Genomic DNA, 19,034 nt, shown 5'->3' with positions numbered 1-19,034 from the left:
CGGATCTGCGATCCGCGGCATGACAGAGGGGGAGGACCGAACGATCCGGTGTCCGGATCCCGTGAGAGGTCCCGTCATGACCCGTCTGTCCGAATCCCAGTCGCCCGTGGAATCCCAGTCGCCCGTCGAATCCCGGTTGCCCGTCCCGCCGGCCTTCGTCGACCGTCACGTGGGCCCCGACAACGCGGAGACCGCGCACATCCTGGCCACCATCGGCGTGTCGGGTCTCGACGAACTCGCCGCGCGCGTGGTGCCCGCGGTGATCGCCGATTCGCCCGACGACAACGGCCTCGACGCCCTTCCTCCGCCGGCCACCGAACACCAGGTGCTTGCCACACTCGCCGAACTCGCCGCCCGCAACACGGTCTGCCGCTCGATGATCGGGCTGGGCTATTACGACACGCTGACCCCGCCGGTGATCCGCCGCAACGTGCTGGAGAACCCGGCCTGGTACACCGCCTACACGCCCTATCAGCCCGAGATCAGCCAGGGGCGCCTCGAGGCACTGCTCAACTTCCAGACCATGGTCTCCGACCTCACCGGCCTCGAGGTCGCGAATGCGTCAATGCTCGACGAGGCGACCGCGGCGGCGGAGGCGATGACGCTCATGCGCCGGGCGGGCAAGTCGAAGTCGGCGCGGCTGGTCGTCGACGCCGATCTCTACCCGCAGACCCGCGCCGTCATCGAGACCCGTGCCGAGCCGTTGGGGATCGAGGTCGTCGAGGCGGCACTGCATCCCGAACTCCCCGGGTACGGTCTGCCCGCCGACGACTACTTCGGCGTCGTGCTGCAGGTGCCGGGTGCCTCCGGCCGCATCATCGACGCCGCGCCGATCATCGAGGCCGCTCATGGGGCCGGCGCACTCGTCGCGGTGGGCGCCGACCTGTTGGCCCTGACCCTCATCACCCCGCCCGGTGAGCTGGGCGCCGACGTCGCCTTCGGCACCACCCAGCGGTTCGGTGTGCCGATGGGCTTCGGCGGCCCACACGCGGGATACCTCGCGGTGCGTACCGCCCACACCCGGCAGATGCCCGGACGACTCGTCGGGGTGTCCAAGGACGCCGATGACAACCTCGCCTACCGGCTGTCGCTGCAGACGCGCGAACAACACATCCGCCGCGAGAAGGCAACCAGCAACATCTGCACCGCACAGGTCCTGCTCGCCATCATCGCGGCGATGTATGCCGGCTATCACGGTCCGGAAGGGTTGCGCGCCATCGCGATTCGGGTGCACGAACGGGCCGCGCGGATCGCCGACGCGCTCACCGCCGCCGGCTTCGCCGTCGAGCACGCAACCTTCTTCGACACCGTCGCGGTCCGGATCCCCGGCGGTGCCGACCGGATCGTCGCCACGGCCCGACAGGCCGGAATCGCGCTGTGGCGCGCAGACGCCGACACCGTGCGCATCGCCTGCGACGAGACCACCACCGACGACGACGTACGCGCCGTGCTCGGTGTCTTCGATTCCGCCGGTGTACGCCCGAGGCAGTTCGCACAACCGATCGCGACACGCACGAGTGACTACCTCACGCACCCGGCATTCCACCGCCACCGCACCGAGACGTCGATGCTGCGATACCTACGAGCCCTGTCCGACAAGGACATCGCGCTCGATCGCAGCATGATTCCGCTCGGCTCGTGCACGATGAAGCTCAACGCCACCGCGGAGATGGAACCCATCACCTGGCCGGGCTTCGCCGGACTGCACCCGTTCGCCCCGGCCGAGGACAGTGCGGGCATCCGCGAGCTGATCGCGACCCTGGAATCGTGGCTGGTGGCCATCACCGGCTACGACCGGGTGAGCCTGCAGCCCAACGCGGGTTCACAGGGAGAGTACGCGGGCCTGCTGGCGATCCGCGGCTACCACCACAGCCGCGGCGACACCGACCGCGACGTGTGTCTGATCCCGTCGAGTGCGCATGGCACCAATGCGGCCTCGGCGGTCATGGCCGGGATGCGGGTGGTCGTGGTGGCCTGCCGTACCAACGGTGACGTCGACGTCGAGGATCTGCGTGCCAAGATCGCCGAACACGGCACGCGTCTGGCCGCGATCATGATCACCTATCCCTCCACCCACGGGGTGTTCGAACACGACATCGCCGACATCTGCGCGGCCGTCCACGACGCCGGCGGTCAGGTGTATGTCGACGGCGCGAACCTGAACGCGCTCGTCGGCGTTGCCCGTCCGGGACGCTTCGGCGGCGACGTGAGTCATCTGAACCTGCACAAGACGTTCTGCATCCCGCACGGCGGCGGCGGACCCGGGGTTGGCCCGGTCGCGGTGCGTAGTCATCTCGCGGCATTCCTGCCTGGCCACCCGCTCGCGCCGGAGCTGCCTGACGGTCCGACGATCGCCGCCGCGCCCTACGGATCGGCGTCGATCCTGCCGATCACCTACGCCTACATCGCGATGATGGGGGCGGCCGGTCTACGTCGGGCGACGCTGACCGCCATCGCCTCGGCGAACTACATCGCGCGTCGGCTCGCCGATCACTACCCGGTGCTCTACACCGGCCACGAGGCCGGTGCCGGGGACACCGGTGAGGTCGGCGGCTGGGTGGCCCACGAGGCGATCCTGGATCTGCGTCCGCTGACCAAGGAGACCGGTGTCACCGTCGATGATGTGGCAAAACGATTGGCCGACTACGGCTTCCACGCGCCGACGATGAGTTTCCCGGTGGCCGGGACGCTGATGGTCGAGCCGACCGAGAGCGAGAACCTCGACGAACTCGATGCGTTCTGCGACGCGATGATCGCGATCCGCGCCGAGATCGACGCCGTGGCCGCGGGCACGTGGCCCGCAGAGGACAATCCGCTACGCGGAGCGCCGCATACCGCCGAGTGCCTCGTCGGCGAGTGGGATCATCCGTACTCCCGGGAGGTGGCCGTGTACCCGCAGGGCCTGCCGTCCGCGGGCGGGCGAGCGAAGGTGTGGCCGGCGGTGCGGCGCATCGACGGGGCCTTCGGCGACCGTAACCTCGTGTGCAGTTGCCCGCCGGTGGCGGCGTTCGCCGAGTGATACCGGTGGCTGAGGACAACCCGGGCGGCCGTCAGCCCGCGTTGGTGCCGTACACGAGCTTGTTGATCGTGACGATGGCCTGATCCTCCGGATTGGGCATCGGATCGTCGGTCATCGGGAAGGCGACCGTCGCGGTCTTCGGCGGTAGCGGGGCGTCGCCGCGGAAGCCGAGGCCGGTCAGCGCCCGCAGGTGTTCGGGTTTCTCGGCGTAGCCGAGGAATTCGGAGATCGCGGCTGCGGCGAACTGCGGTACCTGATCACCCTTGAGGTGCAGGACGGGGAAGTCGGCGATCGGGGTCGGCCCGTCGGGGATCACCTCGGCGAGCCGGGCCTTGGCGTCGTCCTTGGTCAGCTGATACAGCCGCTGTTCGGTGATCGGCACGGCATGAATGGGTGCACTCGCCGGGTCCGTGGCCGTGGCAATCGCAGTCGCCGCTCCCGCCGGCGAGCCGTCGGGGGACCGCGGAGCGGTCCGGGTGAGTGCGTCGATGCTCGAGGACACCCGCGTCGAGGCGGCGTCGGCAGCGGTCAGGGTGCCGACACTGTGGGTCACCCGCATCGCCACCGCCTGCGCGGCGAGGACACTCGGATCCGATTGGCCCTCACGCGGCATCGACATGCGCAACGACCCCCAGCCGCGCAGCCCGAGGTCGTCGAGACTGTCGTCGCGACTCTGCAGCGTCGGGAGCTGTCCCCAGTCGAGTTGGCCGGTGAGCTTGGCCCCGAGTTCCGGAGCGGTCGCGAGCACCACCGGCGAGGTGACCAGCGAATCGGGATCGCCGTCCACGAGATCGGGTTTGGCGGTCGTGAGCTGGGCGGCCCACACCGACGACTGTGGTACCCACGCGGCTGGATACGGACCCATCGATGCGGTGTCCCAGCTGCCGGTCAGACCGTCGAGAGTGATCTTGGCGTCGCGGGCGGCGACCGCGATGCGGACACAGTGGTCGCGTACCACCGGGTTGGTCGCCGAATAGGCCTGCGCGATGGCCTCGAGTCCCGGCGCGATGTCGGGGTCGGCGAGGACGGTTACCGTGGCCGGGCCGTCGACGCATTGTGCGGCCGCGGCGTCGGCCTCGCGGTCGACGTGATCACCGATGCGGAACCACACCACCACACACGCGGCGATCAGGATCGCCGACAGCAGAACCATGACCAGGCCGCGGCTCACCCCGCGATGCCGCAACCTGTTCTTGTCATCGTCGACGCGATGGTGTGCCACCCGTTGGTCCTCCGTTGTCCGACCGGCCCGGGCACACCCTATGGCATATCAGGGCCGGTCGGAACCTCACGCAGCGCCGAATCAGCCCTGAGCAGCCGCTTTGTACTCGCGGCGGCGGCGATGCAGGATCGGCTCGGTGTAGCCACTGGGCTGGGTGGTGCCCTCCAGGATCAGCTCCTTGGCGGCCTGCCAGGCGATGTTGCTGTCGAAGTCCGGGGCCATCGGCCGGTAATCCGGGTCGCCCTCGTTCTGTCGGTCGACCACCGGGGCCATCCGCTTGAGCGCGTCGACCACGTCGTCGGCGGTCACGATGCCGTGCCGAATCCAGTTGGCGAGGAGCTGACTCGAGATGCGCAGCGTCGCACGGTCTTCCATCAGTGCGATGTCGTGGATGTCGGGGACCTTGGAGCAGCCGACACCGTGGTCGATCCAACGCACCACGTAGCCGAGGATGGACTGGCAGTTGTTGTCGAGCTCCTCGCGCTTCTCCTCGTCGGACCAATCGGTCCTCGGGGCGAGCGGGATGGTGAGGATGTCATCGACCGAGGCCGGATCCCGCTTGGCGATCTCATCCTGGCGCTCGAAGACGTCGACGAGGTGGTAGTGCATGGCGTGCAGCGTCGCCGCCGTCGGTGAGGGCACCCACGCGGTCGTCGCGCCGGCCTTGGGCTGGCCGATCTTCTGCTCGACCATGTCGGCCATCAGATCGGTCATCGCCCACATGCCCTTGCCGATCTGCGCCTTGTGCTGCAGGCCGGCGGCCAAACCGGTGTCGACGTTGAAGTCCTCGTAGGCGAGAATCCACTTCTGCTTCTTCATCTCGCCCTTGCGGATCATGGCGCCGGCCTCCATCGAGGTGTGGATCTCGTCGCCGGTGCGGTCGAGGAAGCCGGTGTTGATGAACACCACCCGCTTCTCGGCGGCCTTGATCGCGGCCTTGAGGTTCACCGTGGTGCGGCGCTCCTCGTCCATGATGCCGACCTTGAGGGTGTTCTCCGGCAGGCCGAGGACCTGCTCGACGCGACCGAACAACTCGACGGTGAAGGCGACCTCGTCGGGCCCGTGCATCTTCGGCTTGACGATGTAGATGGACCCGGTCCGGGAGTTCTGCACACCCGATTGGGTGGACAGTCCGTGGATGGCGGCCAGCGAGGTGACCAGGGCGTCGAGGATGCCCTCGGGGACCTCGTTGCCGTCGGCGTCGAGGATCGCGGGGTTGGTCATCAGGTGACCGACGTTGCGGACGAACAGCAGCGAGCGGCCGTGCAGGTCGAAGCCGGTCCCGTCGGGTCCGGTGTACTCGCGGTTGGGATTGAGGCGGCGGGTGAAGCTCTTGCCGCCCTTGGTCACCTCTTCGGCCAGGTCGCCCTTGTTCAGGCCGAGCCAGTTGCGGTAGCCGAGCACCTTGTCGTCGGCGTCGACCGCGGCGACGGAGTCCTCGAAGTCCATGATCGTGGTGATCGCCGACTCCATGACCACGTCCTTGATGCCCGCCGGGTCGGTGGAGCCGATGGGGGAGTTCGGGTCGATCTCGATGTCGAGGTAGAGGCCGTTGTGGCGCAACAGGATCGACGACGGCGAGGAGGCCTGTCCGCGATAACCGGCGAACGCCGACGGGTCGGCGAGGGTGGCCGTCGATCCGTCGGCCAGGGTCACCGACAGCGCGCCGTTGTCGACGGTGAACGCGGTCACGTCGGTGTAGCTGCATTGTTCGAGCGGAACTGCCTTGTCCAGGAAGTCCTTTGCGTAGGCGATGACCTTGTCGCCGCGAACCTTGTTGTAGGACTTGCCCTTCTCCGCGCCGTCGGTCTCCGGGATGACGTCGGTGCCGTAGAGGGCGTCGTACAGCGAACCCCAGCGGGCGTTGGAGGCATTGAGCGCGAAGCGGGCGTTGAGGACCGGCACCACCAGCTGTGGGCCTGCGGTCTCGCTGATCTCGCGATCGACGCCGGTGGTGCTGATCTGGAAGTCGTCGGGCACCGGCACGAGGTAGCCGATCTCGGTGAGGAAATCCTTGTACTCACCGAAGGTGGTGGCGTCGGAGAAGTCGGCGCCCTGATGGTCGCGGTGCCAGGTGTCGATCTTGGCCTGCAGATCGTCGCGGACGGCGAGCAGCGCCTTGTTCTTCGGTGCGAGGTCGGCGACGATCTCGGCGGCTCCGGACCAGAAGGTGTCGGCGTCCACACCGGTGCCCGGCAACGCCTCATCGTTGACGAAGTCGTAGAGGACTCGAGAGACCTGCAAGCCGTTGACGGTGATCCGGTCAGACATGTGCGCCTTCCTTCGTGTGGTCCCCACAGCACTCACCCCCACGGCACCGAGGTGCTCGGACGGGGTGTGAAAGTCGTGGTTCTGCGGTGTGCGGCCACCTATGTTACTCGCCGGGAAACATCGCCGGCGGGCCCGGTCGGCTCTGCGCAGGGCGGTTCGTCGACGCCGGGCAGCGCGTCGATCGCCGCGACGATCCGCGTCCGGACCGCGGCGGCGCGGCGGGTGAGTGCGGTCTGCTCGCGGACGTAGTGCGCGCGTCCGGCCGCGGTCTCCACCGTGATCGGCTCGTACCCGAGCGACCGCAGATCGTAGGGACTCGCGCGCATGTCGATCTCCCGGGCGTCGCGGGCGAGCTCGAAGGCGTCCAGCGTCAGCGCCGAATCGAGCAGCGGGGCCAGGGTGAAGCAGGTGCGATAGAGGTCCATCGACACGTGCAGACAGCCCGGTTGGTCGGTGGCGAGCCGGTCATCGGGGCCCAGGGGCCGTTCGTTGCGGGGGCGGGCGGGGTCGGTGAAGAACCGGAACGCGTCGAAGTGGGTGCAGCGCAACGGCATGGCCTCGACCACCGCATCGGTGCCCGCGGCGCCGAGCCGCAGGGGCGCAGCGTGCCGGGTGTCGGTGGTGCGGTACACCATTGCCCACTCGTGCAGCCCGAAGCACCCGAGGCGCGCAGGCCTGGCAGCGGTCCGGGTGAGCAGGTCCCGTGCGGACCGCACGGCATCGAGGCGACGGCGCAGGTAGGCCGGATCGACGGTGATGCCCGCGGTCGTGTGGTGATAGCCGCGCAGCGTGCCGACCTCCCGAGCCCAGGCCTGATCGTGGGCGGTGTCGTCGATGCGCAGGACGACCCCGTACCCGGGATGCCACCGCCGCACATGGGAGGGACGCGACGAGTAATAGGTGAACAGGAAGTCGAGCACCGGATGACGGCCACCGCGCCGACGCTCACGCAGGTACGGACCGATCAGTTCCTCGACACGTCGCGCGTGGGCATCGCGCTGCGCGTGCCACTGTGCGGGAGCGAGGGTCTCGCCGATCACGTCAGATCCGATGGGTCTCGTCGCGGACCGTCCCGACGAACTCCTCGACGAGGTCGGCCAGGGCGACGATCCCGACCGTCCGGCCGGTGTCGTCGACGACCGCACCCAGATGCGAGCTGGTCCGCCGCAGGACGCCGGTGGCCTCGTCGAGCGGGGTGTCGGCGGCGATCACCGGCAGCGGACGGACCTTGTCGACACCGATGACGGTGTCGGGGCCGATTCGTTCGTCGAGAATGTCGTCGAGGATGTCCTTCAGGTGCAGATAGCCGGTGTAGGTGCCGTCCGGGCCACGGACAGGGAATCGGGAGAACCCGGTGGCGCTGACCGCACGCTCCACCGCGCCGAGGGTGGGGCCGCTGCCGCCGGTCTGCGGGTCGCGCTCGACGTCTACGCTGCGCATCCGGTCCAGCGGGATCATCACCTCGGCCACGGTCCGGCTCACCGACCGCAGCGCGCGATCGAGTCGGTCGTGCTCCTCGGCGTCGATGAGTCCCTCCTCGCGGGACTCGCCGAGCATCTGGGCGAGCTCGACCGGTGACACCGACGAATCCAGCTCGTCCTTGGGTTCCACCCGCATCGCACGCAACGTGATGTTCGCCAGCCAGTTGTAGACGCTGATGAACGGCCGCGCGATCTTGATGAACGCCAGATGCACGGGTACCAGCAGCATCGCCGAGGTCTCCGGTCCGGCCAGCGCGATGTTCTTGGGCACCATCTCGCCGAGCAGGATGTGCAACACCACCACCAGTGCGAGGGCGATCGCGAAGGCGATCGGATGCACCACCTGCTCGGGAATGTGCACCAGGTCCAGGGGTCCCTCGATGAGATGCGCCACCGCGGGTTCGGCGACACGTCCGAGCAGGATCGAGCAGACCGTGATGCCCAGCTGCGCTCCGGCCAGCATCAAGGACAGGTGCTCGCCCGCCCGGATCACGGTGCGGGCCCGGGCCTTGCCGTCCTCGGCGAGCGCCTCGAGTCGGTCGCGTCGCGCGGAGATGAGCGAGAATTCCGCGCCGACGAAGAAGGCGTTGCCGGCCAGCAACACCACCGCCAGCACCACGGCGCCGATGTCGTTCATCGCTCACCCGCCGCGTCGGAGTTCCAGTGGAAACGAGCCGCCAACGAGTCCGGGGCCGGATCGTCGGAGATCGGCTGCAGCGACACGACGTCGACCCGCCTGCCGTCCATCTCGGTCACCGTCGCACGCCATCGTTGGTCGCTGAGCTCACCGTCGGCGTCGTCGGACTCGTCGTCGTCATCTGGGTCGGGATCGATCACCGGAGTCCGCAGTGGCAGCTCGACCGAGTCGCCGGCCTGCGGGATGCGTCCGAGGACGAACATGACCAGACCGCCGAGGGTGTCGTAGGAGCCGTCCGGCGCCCGATATCCGGTGGCCTCGTACAGCTCGTCGACCCGCAGCAGACCCGCGCAGAGATAACCCTCCCCGTCAGCCTGGACGTCGGGGTGTTCGTCGTCGTGCTCGTCGGTGACGTCGCCGAGGATCTCCTCGATGAGGTCCTCGGTCGTCACGATGCCCGCGGTCCCGCCGTACTCGTCGATGACCACGCACATCTCCATGCCGTCGGCGCGGATGCGCTCCATGAGCGCGTCGCCGTCCAGCGTCACCGGTACCCGGCCGACGGGACGGGCCAGGGCGGCGACCGTGGTCGTCGACTGCTCGTCGGGGGCGACGGTGAAGGCCTGTTTGATGTGCACGACGCCGATGAGATCGTCGAGGTCGCCGTCGTCGACGACGGGAAACCGGGAATGTCCGGTGGCCGAGCAGGCGATGACGAGGTCACGCACGCTGGCATCACGGTCGAGGCATTCCACCGTGACGCGGGGGGTCATCAGATCCTCGGCGGTGAGTTCGCCGAATCGCAGTGAACGGTTCACCAGGGTCGCGGTGTCCTCGTCGATGGAGCCCTGCCGCGCCGAGTTGCGCACCAGCGACGCCAACTCCTGCGGCGAACGCCCGGAGCGGAGCTCTTCGGCCGGCTCGATACCGAGGCGGCGGACCACCCAGTTGGCCGAGCCGTTGAGGCCGTTGATGACGTAGCGGAACATCGCCGAGAAGATGGTCATCGGTCCGGCCGTCGCGCGGGCCACCGACAACGGGTGGGCGATGGCGAGATTCTTCGGCACCAGCTCGCCGAGCACCATCGACAACGACGTCGCGATGAGCAACGACAGTGCCAGGGAGATGCCCCCGGCCGCGCCGGAGCCGAGTCCCAGCGCCTTGAGTCCGGGTGTGATCAGTTGCGCCAGAACGGGTTCGGCGATGTAACCGGTGACCAGTGTGGTGATGGTGATGCCGAGTTGGGCTCCGGAGAGCTGGAACGACAGTGTGCGGTGGGCGCGCTGCACCATCCGTGCGCGGCGATCACCACGGTTGGTGACGTCGGAGTCGATGGCCGAGCGCTCGAGTGCGGTGAGCGAGAATTCCGCGGCGACGAACAGGGCCGTGCCCAGGGTGAGCGCGACGAAGCCGACCAGGCCGGCGACGTAGAGGACGATCTGCACCAGGCGCTCACCACCCGCCCGGCAACGGGCGTCCCTCGGCGAATCCGGCCGCCGACTGGACGCCGAGGATCACCCGGTCGTGCAGCTCGGTGAGGGTCCTTGCGCCGGTGTAGGTGGCGGTACTGCGCACCCCGGAACAGATGTGGTCGAGGAGGTCCTCGACGCTGGGCCGGTCGGGGTCGACGGGAATGCGCGACGAGGAGATGCCCTCCTCGAAGAGGCTCTTGCGGGCTCGGTCGTAGGCGTTGTCGTCGGCGGAGCGGGCCGCCACCGCACGCTTGGAGGCCATGCCGAAACTGACCTTGTACGCGCCGCGTGCATCCTGATGCAGATCGCCTGGCGATTCGTAGGTTCCGGCGAACCACGAGCCGATCATCACATTGGACGCCCCGGCGGCCACCGCGAGTGCGACGTCGCGCGGATGCCGCACCCCGCCGTCGGCCCAGACGTGCCCGCCGTGCTCTCGGGCGGCGGCCGCGCAGTCGGCGACCGCGGAGAACTGCGGACGCCCCACGCCGGTCATCATCCGCGTCGTGCACATCGCACCCGGCCCCACACCCACCTTGACGATGTCGGCGCCCGCGGTGATCAGATCGATGGTGCCCTGCGCGGACACCACGTTGCCGGCGACGATCGGTACCCCGAGGCCGACCGCCGCGACCGCCGACACCGCGGTGATCATGCGTTCCTGATGGCCGTGGGCGGTGTCGATGACCAAGAGGTCGGCGCCTGCCTCGACCAGATCGGACGCCTTCGCTGCGACATCGCCGTTGATCCCGACCGCGGCCGCGATCCGCAACCGGCCGTCGGAATCGACATTGGGGTGATACACACCGTGACGCAGCGCCCCGACGCGGGTGAGCACACCGGCGAGCGTGCCGTCGGAATGAGTCAGCACCGCGAGTTCCTGCCGGAGATCGGTGAGCGCGTCGAACACCTCTCGGGGCGGCGTGTGTACCGGCAGGGTGACGATCACCGGCGCCGCGACGTCGGAGACCCGGGTGAAGCGATCGACGTCGGTACACGCGGACTCGGTCACCAGTCCCACCGGCACGTCGTTCTCGACGACCACCGCGGCCCCGTGCGCTCGCTTGTGCAGCAGGGCCAGCGCGTCGGACACCGAATCCCCGCGGGTCAGCGTCACCGGGGTGTCGGCCACCAGGTCGCGTGATTTCACGAAGGCAATCGACCGTGCGGCCGCCGCCAGCGGTAGATCCTGGGGCAACACCGCGAGCCCACCGCGACGCGCCAACGTCTCGGCCATCCGCTTGCCCGAGACAGCGGTCATGTTGGCCGCCACCACCGGGATGGTCGTTCCCGACCCGTCGTGGGTGCCCAGGTCCACGTCGAACCGCGAGGTCACATCCGAGCGGTTCGGTACGACGAACACGTCGTCGTAGGTCAGGTCATGGGTGAGGTGGTGTCCGGACAGGAATTGCATCGCTGCGCTCGACGTCCCTTTCTGTGCTCGGGGTGTGGTGGGTCGGTCGGGCTACTGCTCGACTTCGCTGCGGTCGCCGCCCCACAGTGTGTGGAAGGTGCCGGGCTTGTCGGTGCGCTGGTAGGTGTGCGCGCCGAAGTAGTCGCGCAGGCCCTGGGTCAGCGCGGCGGGTAGGCGTTCGCTGCGCAGCGCGTCGTAGTAGGACAGTGACGAGGCGAAGGCCGGGACCGGGACCCCGACGGTCGCCGCGGTGGCCACCACGCGGCGCCAGGCGTCGACACCGGATTCGACGGCCTCGCGGAAGTACGGGGCGAGCAGCAGGCTCGGCAGGTCCGGGTTCTCGGCGTAGGCCTCGCGGATGCGGTTGAGGAACTGGGCGCGGATGATGCATCCGCCGCGCCAGATGGTGGCCAGTGCGCCCGGATCGACGTTCCAGCCGTATTCCTTGCTGCCCGCCGCGATCTGGTCGAAGCCCTGGGCGTAGGCGACCACCTTGGAGGCGTAGAGCGCGGCGCGGATGTCGTCGATGAACGCCGCGGTGTCGGTGGGGGCGGCGCCGGGGGTGCCGCCGGCGAGTCCTTGTGCGGCGGCACGCTGATCGGTGGCGCTGGAGAGGGCGCGGGCGAACACGGCTTCGGCGATGCCGGTGGTCGGGATTCCGAGATCGAGTGCCGATTCGACCGTCCAGCGACCGGTGCCCTTCTGCCCGGCTGCGTCGACGATGACGTCGACGAGTGGCGTGCCGGTGGCGGCGTCGACCTGGGCGAGTACCTGCGCGGTGATCTCGACCAGATAGCTCTCGAGGTCGCCGGAGTTCCAGCCGTCGAAGACCTCGGCGATGTCGGCGACGGGCATGCCCAGGACGCGGCGCATCAGGTCGTAGGCCTCGCCGATGAGTTGCATGTCGGCGTACTCGATGCCGTTGTGCACCATCTTGACGAAGTGTCCGCTGCCGTCGGGGCCGATGTGGGTACAGCACGGTTCGCCGTCGACGTGGGCGGAGATCGACTCCAGCAGCGGGCCCAGTGACTTGTAGGACTCGGCCGGGCCTCCGGGCATGATCGACGGTCCGTTGAGCGCGCCCTCCTCGCCGCCGGAGATCCCGGCGCCGACGAAGTGCAGTCCGCGTTCGGCCATCGCCTTCTCGCGGCGGATGGTGTCGGTATAGAGCGAGTTGCCGCCGTCGATGATGATGTCGCCGGTCTCCATGGCGTCGGCGAGTTCGTTGATGACCGCGTCGGTGGCGTCGCCGGCCTTGACCATGATCAGCACGCGTCGAGGCTTCTCGAGTGCATCGATGAACTCGGCGATGCTCTCGGTGCGGATGAATGCACCCTCGCTGCCGTGGTCGCGGATCAGCGCGTCGGTCTTGGCGATGCTGCGGTTGTGCAGGGCGACGGTGTACCCGTGGCGGGCGAAGTTGCGGGCGATGTTCGAGCCCATCACGGCCAGGCCGGTGACACCGATCTGGGCCTTGGTGGCAGGAGAAGACGAGGCGGAGTTGGTCATGTCCCCAGCCTATGGGTTATCGGGTCCGGTGCGCGTTGTCGGGTGACCCGTGCCGGCCGATGCCGATGTCGTCGGTCAGTGATGGGCCGTGAGGAGCCGACTGATCTCGGTCAGCCAGGGGATGGCCACCGCGAGGGTGGGTACCACGAGGATCGCCACGGCGGTGGCATAGGCGGCCAGCGCGAGCAGGGGGGTGGGCCGGTCGTGACAGAGACGGTTGACCCGGGCGAGGGTGGTGGGGCCGCCGACGGCCATCGCTCCGCGCGGGGCGACCGCGTCGGCGCAGGCGACGAGCGCACGACCAAGGGTGGTCGGCGCGGTGGCGCGGACGGCCTGGTCGTCGGCGAGGGCCTCGACGAGCAGCTTCACCGCGTCGAGGGCCGAACTGCTGCGGACGAACCGCGGGAATGCCTCGTGGAGTGCGATGAACGCCTCGAGCACCAGATCGTGCCGTGCGCGCAGGTGTGCGCGTTCGTGCGCGATGACCGCGATCAGCTCGTCGCGGGTCAGTCGGGACACCACACCTTCGGAGAGCACGACACGTTGACGCAGGCCGGGCAGGCAATACGCGAGCGGTTCGCTCACGTCGAGCATCCGGATGTCACGTGCGAACAGCGGATGGGTGTGATCCGAGCGATCGCAGGCGTCGAGGATGTCGATCAGTTGGCGGTGATTGGCCCGGCGGGCGCGGGTGCGCACCCCGACGCGGATCACGGTGAACAACAACCGCGCGCCGATCAGCAGGGTGAGGGCGAAGACCGAGATGTAGATCGACCACAGCGGGATGCCGAGACGTTCGATCTCGTGCAGCGGGTGGGTGGTCGGGGTGCCGTCGGCACCGGGGGCGAGGAGATTCGCCGCGATCGCGAGTCCGCAACTGAACGCCGAGAGCACCGCGGCCAGGGCTATCGCCTGCCACAGCGTCATCGCCGCGCGTGGCGCGCGAATCGGCCACGCGGCGCGGGACAGGGCCTCCGGAACGGGACCGACCAACAGCAACGTCAGGATGCCGAAGAGAAGGGCGGTCATCGTTGGCTGTCCTCGCGGTTGGGCTGTGCGGGCTGTGTCAGGTGAATCTAGCCGGTTTCGTGCGGCGCACGGGCGGCTTCGAGCTCATCGAGCGCGTGGCGCAGGGCGGCGGCCTCGTCGGCTCCGACCCGACCGACGAACGAGACCAGCGCCGCGTGGCGGGAACCAGGGGCGTCGGCTTCGCTCAGAGCGTCGACCATCAGCGAAGCGACCAGGTCTTCGCGCGGATGTGTCGGCACGTACTTGTGGGCGCGGTCCTCACGGATCTGGGTGACCAGATTCTTCTTGGCCAGGCGCTGTAGGACCGTCATCACCGTCGTGTAGGCCAGTGACCTGTTCTCCGAGAGTGATTCGTGGACCTGTCGGACCGTCTGTGGGGTGGGAGTGGCCCACAGCGTGTCCATGACTGCCCGCTCGAGGTCTCCCAATCCGTTCATCTTTCGCATTTTACTGCCGATTCTCCTCGATGCCGCATCCGACTCGTAGAGCGCGACCGTGTCGGTGGCGCTGTGTGTGGTTATGGCGTGTGACCTGGATCTTCACCCGGTGTCGCCCACCATGCTTGACAGCTTGGTAAGGCTAGCCTACATTAAGTAACCGTTGGACCGCGCGAGAGTCCTGAGGGCTGCAGAGACCCCCGGTCCACGCCACGGTAGGCCCCACATCTCCAACGAGATGTGGGGCCTACCGGTTCCTCGGGGGCGTTTTCGACTCACCCCGATTCCATCCGACATGACACTCTTGTCGTCATGACGAGCAACGAGGAGTACGTGAAGTCGACCGGGTGGCGTGGGCTCGACAGCGAGTTGGGCACGGTCATCGAGTCGGTGACGATCGACGGGCTGATCGCCACTCTCGAACTCGGCCCCAAGCACCATCAGCCGTTCGGGATCGTGCACGGCGGCGTCTACTGCGCCGTGGCCGAGAGTGCGGCCAGCATGAGCGGCTTCTACTGGTTGCAGGAGACCGGTATCGGTGGCACCGCGGTCGGCGTGAACAACAACACCGACTTCCTCCGCTCGATCAGTACGGGCACGATCACCGCACGTACCAGTCCCATTCACCGCGGGCGGCGACAGCAGCTGTGGGCGGTGGAGATCTTCGACGACCAGGACCGGATGGTCAGTCGCAGCCAGGTGCGGCTGCAGAACATCGAGGTTCCCGAAGGCACGTTGCCACGATGACCGACGGCACGGCCGGAGAGCGCGGCATCACCGACGAGGCCCGTGCGCGGATCGAGGAGTTGCTGGCACCGGTGGACGCCGATCTCGGTCGGTGGTTTCCCGGGGATCGTGCGGAACCCCAACCGGTGCACACCGTGTACGTCAGCGCCGCCGACGTCGACGTCGACACCCCGCGCCGGTGGGGAGCGGCCGCGCTCGAGCTGGAGTCGAGCGCGTCGGCGGTGGCCGAGCTCGCCGGTGATGAGGTGCGCGAGATCGTGCGGACCCGATTGGCGACCAATCCGATAGAGGATCTGCGCATCGACCTCGAGGACGGCTACGGCTGGCGCGGTGACGAGCGCGAGGACGCCGACGCCCGTCGCGCCGGGCAGACCCTGGCCCGCTGGGTCGCCGATCGTCCGCACGCCCCGCGGTCGGCGGGGGTGCGGGCCAAGGGCCTCGGTGCGCACGAACGGGCCCGCGGCATCCGCACTCTCGAACTCGTTCTCGATGGGGCGGGGGGAGTGCCCCCGGGTTTCGTCGTCACCGTGCCCAAACTGCGCGACGTCCGGCAGGTCGACGCGATCACGGTCCTCTGCGAGGAGTTCGAGCGCGCGCACGGACTCACCGAGGCCACCGTGCGGGTGGAGCTGCAGATCGAGATCCCGCAGGCCGTGCTCGGCCCCGACGGGCGCGCCACCCTGGCGCAGGCCATCCATCGCGGTGGCCGGCGCATCTGGGGACTGCACTACGGCACCTACGACTACAGCGCGGCGTGCGGGATCGTCTCGGCGCAGCAATCACTCGAGCATCCCGTCGCCGACCATGCCAAGGCCGTCATGCAGGTGGCCGCCGCGCAGACCGGGGTGTGGATCAGCGATGGGTCCACCCAGGTGATGCCCACCGGGGAGCCCGAACAGATCGACGCGGCAGTGCGTCGCCATCACCGGCTGGTCACGCGGTCGTTGGAACGCGGTTTCTATCAGGGCTGGGACATGCACCCGGGGCATCTCGTGACCCGCTGGCTGGCGGTTGTCGGCTTCTATCGGTCGGCGATGCCGGCCGCCGCGAGCCGATTGCAGGCCTATTTCGAGCGGCGCTCCGGCGATGTGGTCGACGAGCCGGCGACCGCGATGTCGCTGGCACTGGTGATCCGCCGCGGCCTGGCCGCTGCGGCCTTCACCGTCGACGAGGTGACCCGGACGGCGCCGTTGTGCACACCCGCGCGGCTCGACGAATTGTCGGCCGGCGGCGGTGCCCTGACGTCCGGCTGACGCCGCGGTGCGCTCGCCGCGCCGAGCGCACCGAGAAGTGGCAGGATGACGGAGCCGGAGTGCACCGCAGGTGCCCCGGAGGTGAATTCGGACCCGAGGGTGTCGAATTCAGCAGGTACCGACACGGGGAAGGACGGAATCGGTGCGACTGTCGCCGCATGAGCAGGAACGTCTGCTCATCTCCTACGCCGCCGAGCTGGCCCGCCGCAGGCAGGGTCGCGGACTCAAGCTCAACCATCCGGAGGCGGTCGCCGTCATCACCGATCACGTCCTCGAAGGCGCGCGAGATGGCCGTACCGTCGCCGAACTCATGGCCAGTGGCCGCGAGGTTCTCACCCGCGACGACGTGATGGACGGGATACCGGAGATGCTGCACGACGTGCAGGTCGAGGCGACTTTCCCGGACGGCACCAAGTTGGTCACCGTGCATCACCCGATCGGCTGAGGTAGGGGAGTTATCCAGTGGCGCAGCAGAAATCGACGATCGTGCCCGGTGAGGTGATCACCGCCGACGGCGACATCGAACTCAACGCGGGAGCCTCGGCGATCACCCTGACCGTCACCAACACCGGTGATCGCCCGGTCCAGGTCGGCAGTCACGTCCACTTCCCGCAGGCCAATCCGGCGCTCGACGTCGATCGCGATCAGGCGCGGGGGCGACGCCTCGACATCCCCGCCGGTACCGCGGTGCGCTTCGAACCGGGGATCGAGATGACGGTGACACTGGTCCCGCTCGGCGGAACCCGTGAGGTGCACGGGATCTCGCTGGATGCGCCCGGAAAGGTGGACTGAGATGGCGATCCTCGGACGTGACCGCTACGCGCAACTGTTCGGCCCCACCACCGGTGATCGGATCCGTCTCGCCGACACCGATCTGCTCATCGAGGTCACCGAGGACCGTTGCGGCGGACCGGGTCTGGCCGGCGACGAAGCGGTGTTCGGTGGCGGCAAGGTCATCCGGGAATCGATGGGGCAGAGTCGCGCCACCCGCGCCGATGGCGCGCCCGACACCGTCATCACCGGCGTGGTCGTGCTCGACCACTGGGGAATCATCAAGGCCGACATCGGAATCCGCGACGGCCGCATCGTAGCTCTGGGTAAGGCCGGAAATCCCGACACGATGGACGGGGTGCATCCCGACCTGGTGATCGGGGCGTCGACGGAGATCATCGCGGGCAACGGCAAGATCCTGACGGCCGGCGGTATCGACTGCCATGTGCACTTCATCTGCCCGCAGATCATGGACGAGGCGCTCGGCAACGGCATCACCACGCTGATCGGCGGCGGCACCGGACCCGCGGAGGGTTCCAAGGCCACCACCGTCACGCCCGGCGCGTGGCATCTGGCGTCGATGCTCGCCGCCACCGATCACTGGCCCATGAACATCGCTCTGCTGGGCAAGGGCAACACCGTCAGCGCCGAGGCCATGCGCGAGCAGATCCGTGCCGGCGCATCGGGATTCAAGCTCCACGAGGACTGGGGGAGTACACCGGCCGCGATCGACGCCTGCCTGCGCGTGGCCGACGAGACCGGGGTGCAGGTGGCGCTGCACTCCGACACGCTCAACGAGGCCGGCTTCGTCGAATCGACCCTGGGTGCCATCGCCGGACGCAGCATCCACGCCTATCACACCGAGGGTGCAGGCGGCGGGCACGCACCCGACATCATCACCGTTGCCGCGGCGGCCAACGTGCTGCCGAGTTCGACGAATCCGACCCGCCCGCACACCGTCAACACCCTCGACGAACACCTCGACATGCTGATGGTCTGCCATCACCTCAATCCCACCGTGCCCGAGGATCTCGCGTTCGCCGAGAGCCGCATCCGGCCGTCGACCATCGCTGCCGAGGATCTGCTGCACGACCTGGGTGCGATCTCGATGATCGGGTCGGACGCGCAGGCGATGGGTCGTATCGGCGAGGTGGTGTTGCGGACGTGGCAGACCGCGCACGTGATGAAGCGCAAACGTGGGGCGCTCGAGGGTGACAGCCGCGCCGACAACAACCGCGCACAGCGCTACATCGCCAAGTACACGATCTGTCCGGCGGTCGCCCACGGTTTCGACGACGAAATCGGTTCGGTCGAGATCGGCAAGCTCGCCGACCTCGTGCTGTGGGATCCGGCGTTCTTCGGTGTGAAGCCGGACCTGGTGATCAAGGGTGGCGCGATCGCCTGGGCGCAGATGGGAGATGCCAACGCCTCCATCCCGACCCCGCAGCCGGTCCTGCCCCGACCCATGTTCGGTGCCGAAGCACCGACCGCCGCCGACACCTCGCTGAGCTTCGTCGCGCCGGGCTGCGACGAGGATCTGGCCGATCGCATCGGCATCCGTCGCCGGCTGGTACCGGTGAAGAACACCCGCGCCCTCGGCAAGACCGACATGCCGCGCAATGCCGCGACGCCGACCATCGAGGTCGACCCCGACACCTTCACCGTGCGCATCGACGGGGCGGTGTGGGATGCCGAGCCGGTGCCCGAACTGCCGATGGCACAACGGTATTTCCTGTTCTGAGCCGCCGTGACCGATCCCGCTGCGCCCGCCA

General features: G+C 68.5%; 15 protein-coding genes. 6 read left to right on the top strand and 9 right to left on the bottom strand.

The genetic code is table 11. The features are described from left to right. Positions 1-76 precede the first annotated feature (76 nt). Positions 77-3,019: an aminomethyl-transferring glycine dehydrogenase gene (gcvP, locus tag AC5ZH6_RS13860; RefSeq protein WP_240523944.1), complete on the top strand. Its 2,943-nt coding sequence runs from the start codon at positions 77-79 to the stop codon at positions 3,017-3,019. A 31-nt stretch (positions 3,020-3,050) separates the two neighbouring features. On the opposite strand, the gene AC5ZH6_RS13855 is transcribed toward gcvP, so the two are convergent. The 9 genes from AC5ZH6_RS13855 to AC5ZH6_RS13815 all read right to left on the bottom strand — a co-directional run bounded on the left by AC5ZH6_RS13855 (position 3,051) and on the right by AC5ZH6_RS13815 (position 14,500). Next, on the bottom strand, positions 3,051-4,241 hold the full coding sequence (locus tag AC5ZH6_RS13855; RefSeq protein ID WP_006368071.1) for a hypothetical protein: 1,191 nt from the start codon (positions 4,239-4,241) through the stop codon (positions 3,051-3,053). 81 nt (positions 4,242-4,322) lie between these two features. Beyond that, positions 4,323-6,512 (bottom strand): malate synthase G, encoded by a 2,190-nt coding sequence (locus AC5ZH6_RS13850; protein ID WP_006368070.1) that lies wholly within the window; start codon positions 6,510-6,512, stop codon positions 4,323-4,325. A 98-nt stretch (positions 6,513-6,610) separates the two neighbouring features. Next, positions 6,611-7,552 carry a 3-methyladenine DNA glycosylase gene (locus AC5ZH6_RS13845; RefSeq protein ID WP_094600629.1) on the bottom strand — a complete coding sequence of 314 codons (942 nt, stop codon included), beginning with the start codon at positions 7,550-7,552 and terminating at the stop codon, positions 6,611-6,613. Position 7,553: 1 nt separating this feature from the next. Continuing rightward, positions 7,554-8,630, bottom strand: coding sequence for a hemolysin family protein (locus AC5ZH6_RS13840; protein WP_020171154.1), 1,077 nt, complete (start codon positions 8,628-8,630; stop codon positions 7,554-7,556). Further along, positions 8,627-10,075: a hemolysin family protein gene (locus AC5ZH6_RS13835; protein ID WP_020171155.1), complete on the bottom strand. Its 1,449-nt coding sequence runs from the start codon at positions 10,073-10,075 to the stop codon at positions 8,627-8,629. Before AC5ZH6_RS13835 ends, AC5ZH6_RS13840 begins: the two co-directional genes overlap by 4 nt. Before the next feature lie 7 nt (positions 10,076-10,082). Continuing rightward, positions 10,083-11,516 carry a GMP reductase gene (guaB1, locus tag AC5ZH6_RS13830; protein ID WP_006368066.1) on the bottom strand — a complete coding sequence of 478 codons (1,434 nt, stop codon included), beginning with the start codon at positions 11,514-11,516 and terminating at the stop codon, positions 10,083-10,085. Between the two features lie 51 nt (positions 11,517-11,567). Further along, positions 11,568-13,025, bottom strand: coding sequence for an NADP-dependent phosphogluconate dehydrogenase (gnd, locus tag AC5ZH6_RS13825; RefSeq protein WP_020171156.1), 1,458 nt, complete (start codon positions 13,023-13,025; stop codon positions 11,568-11,570). Between the two features lie 75 nt (positions 13,026-13,100). Next, positions 13,101-14,054: a M56 family metallopeptidase gene (locus tag AC5ZH6_RS13820; RefSeq protein ID WP_006368064.1), complete on the bottom strand. Its 954-nt coding sequence runs from the start codon at positions 14,052-14,054 to the stop codon at positions 13,101-13,103. A gap of 47 nt (positions 14,055-14,101) precedes the next feature. Beyond that, on the bottom strand, positions 14,102-14,500 hold the full coding sequence (locus AC5ZH6_RS13815) for a BlaI/MecI/CopY family transcriptional regulator (protein WP_006368063.1): 399 nt from the start codon (positions 14,498-14,500) through the stop codon (positions 14,102-14,104). A gap of 303 nt (positions 14,501-14,803) precedes the next feature. On the opposite strand from AC5ZH6_RS13815, the gene AC5ZH6_RS13810 reads away from it, so the two are divergent. The 5 genes from AC5ZH6_RS13810 (at position 14,804) to AC5ZH6_RS13790 (ending at position 19,003) form a co-directional block, all read left to right on the top strand. Further along, entirely contained in the window at positions 14,804-15,238 is a 435-nt protein-coding gene (locus AC5ZH6_RS13810) for a PaaI family thioesterase (protein WP_006368062.1), read from the top strand. After that, complete coding sequence (locus AC5ZH6_RS13805) at positions 15,235-16,491, top strand: DUF6986 family protein (protein ID WP_094600628.1); 1,257 nt, start codon at positions 15,235-15,237, stop codon at positions 16,489-16,491. The genes AC5ZH6_RS13810 and AC5ZH6_RS13805 overlap by 4 nt, the downstream gene beginning before the upstream one ends. A gap of 142 nt (positions 16,492-16,633) precedes the next feature. Further along, on the top strand, positions 16,634-16,936 hold the full coding sequence (locus AC5ZH6_RS13800) for an urease subunit gamma (RefSeq protein ID WP_014362194.1): 303 nt from the start codon (positions 16,634-16,636) through the stop codon (positions 16,934-16,936). Between the two features lie 17 nt (positions 16,937-16,953). After that, positions 16,954-17,283 (top strand): urease subunit beta, encoded by a 330-nt coding sequence (locus tag AC5ZH6_RS13795; protein WP_006368059.1) that lies wholly within the window; start codon positions 16,954-16,956, stop codon positions 17,281-17,283. A gap of 1 nt (position 17,284) precedes the next feature. After that, entirely contained in the window at positions 17,285-19,003 is a 1,719-nt protein-coding gene (locus AC5ZH6_RS13790; RefSeq protein ID WP_094600627.1) for an urease subunit alpha, read from the top strand. Positions 19,004-19,034: the final 31 nt, after the last annotated feature.

The organism is Gordonia sp. YC-XJ4 (genome assembly GCF_059511865.1).
The sequence above is the reverse complement of the archived record's forward strand: the minus strand, read 5'-3'. Positions and strand labels throughout refer to the sequence as shown.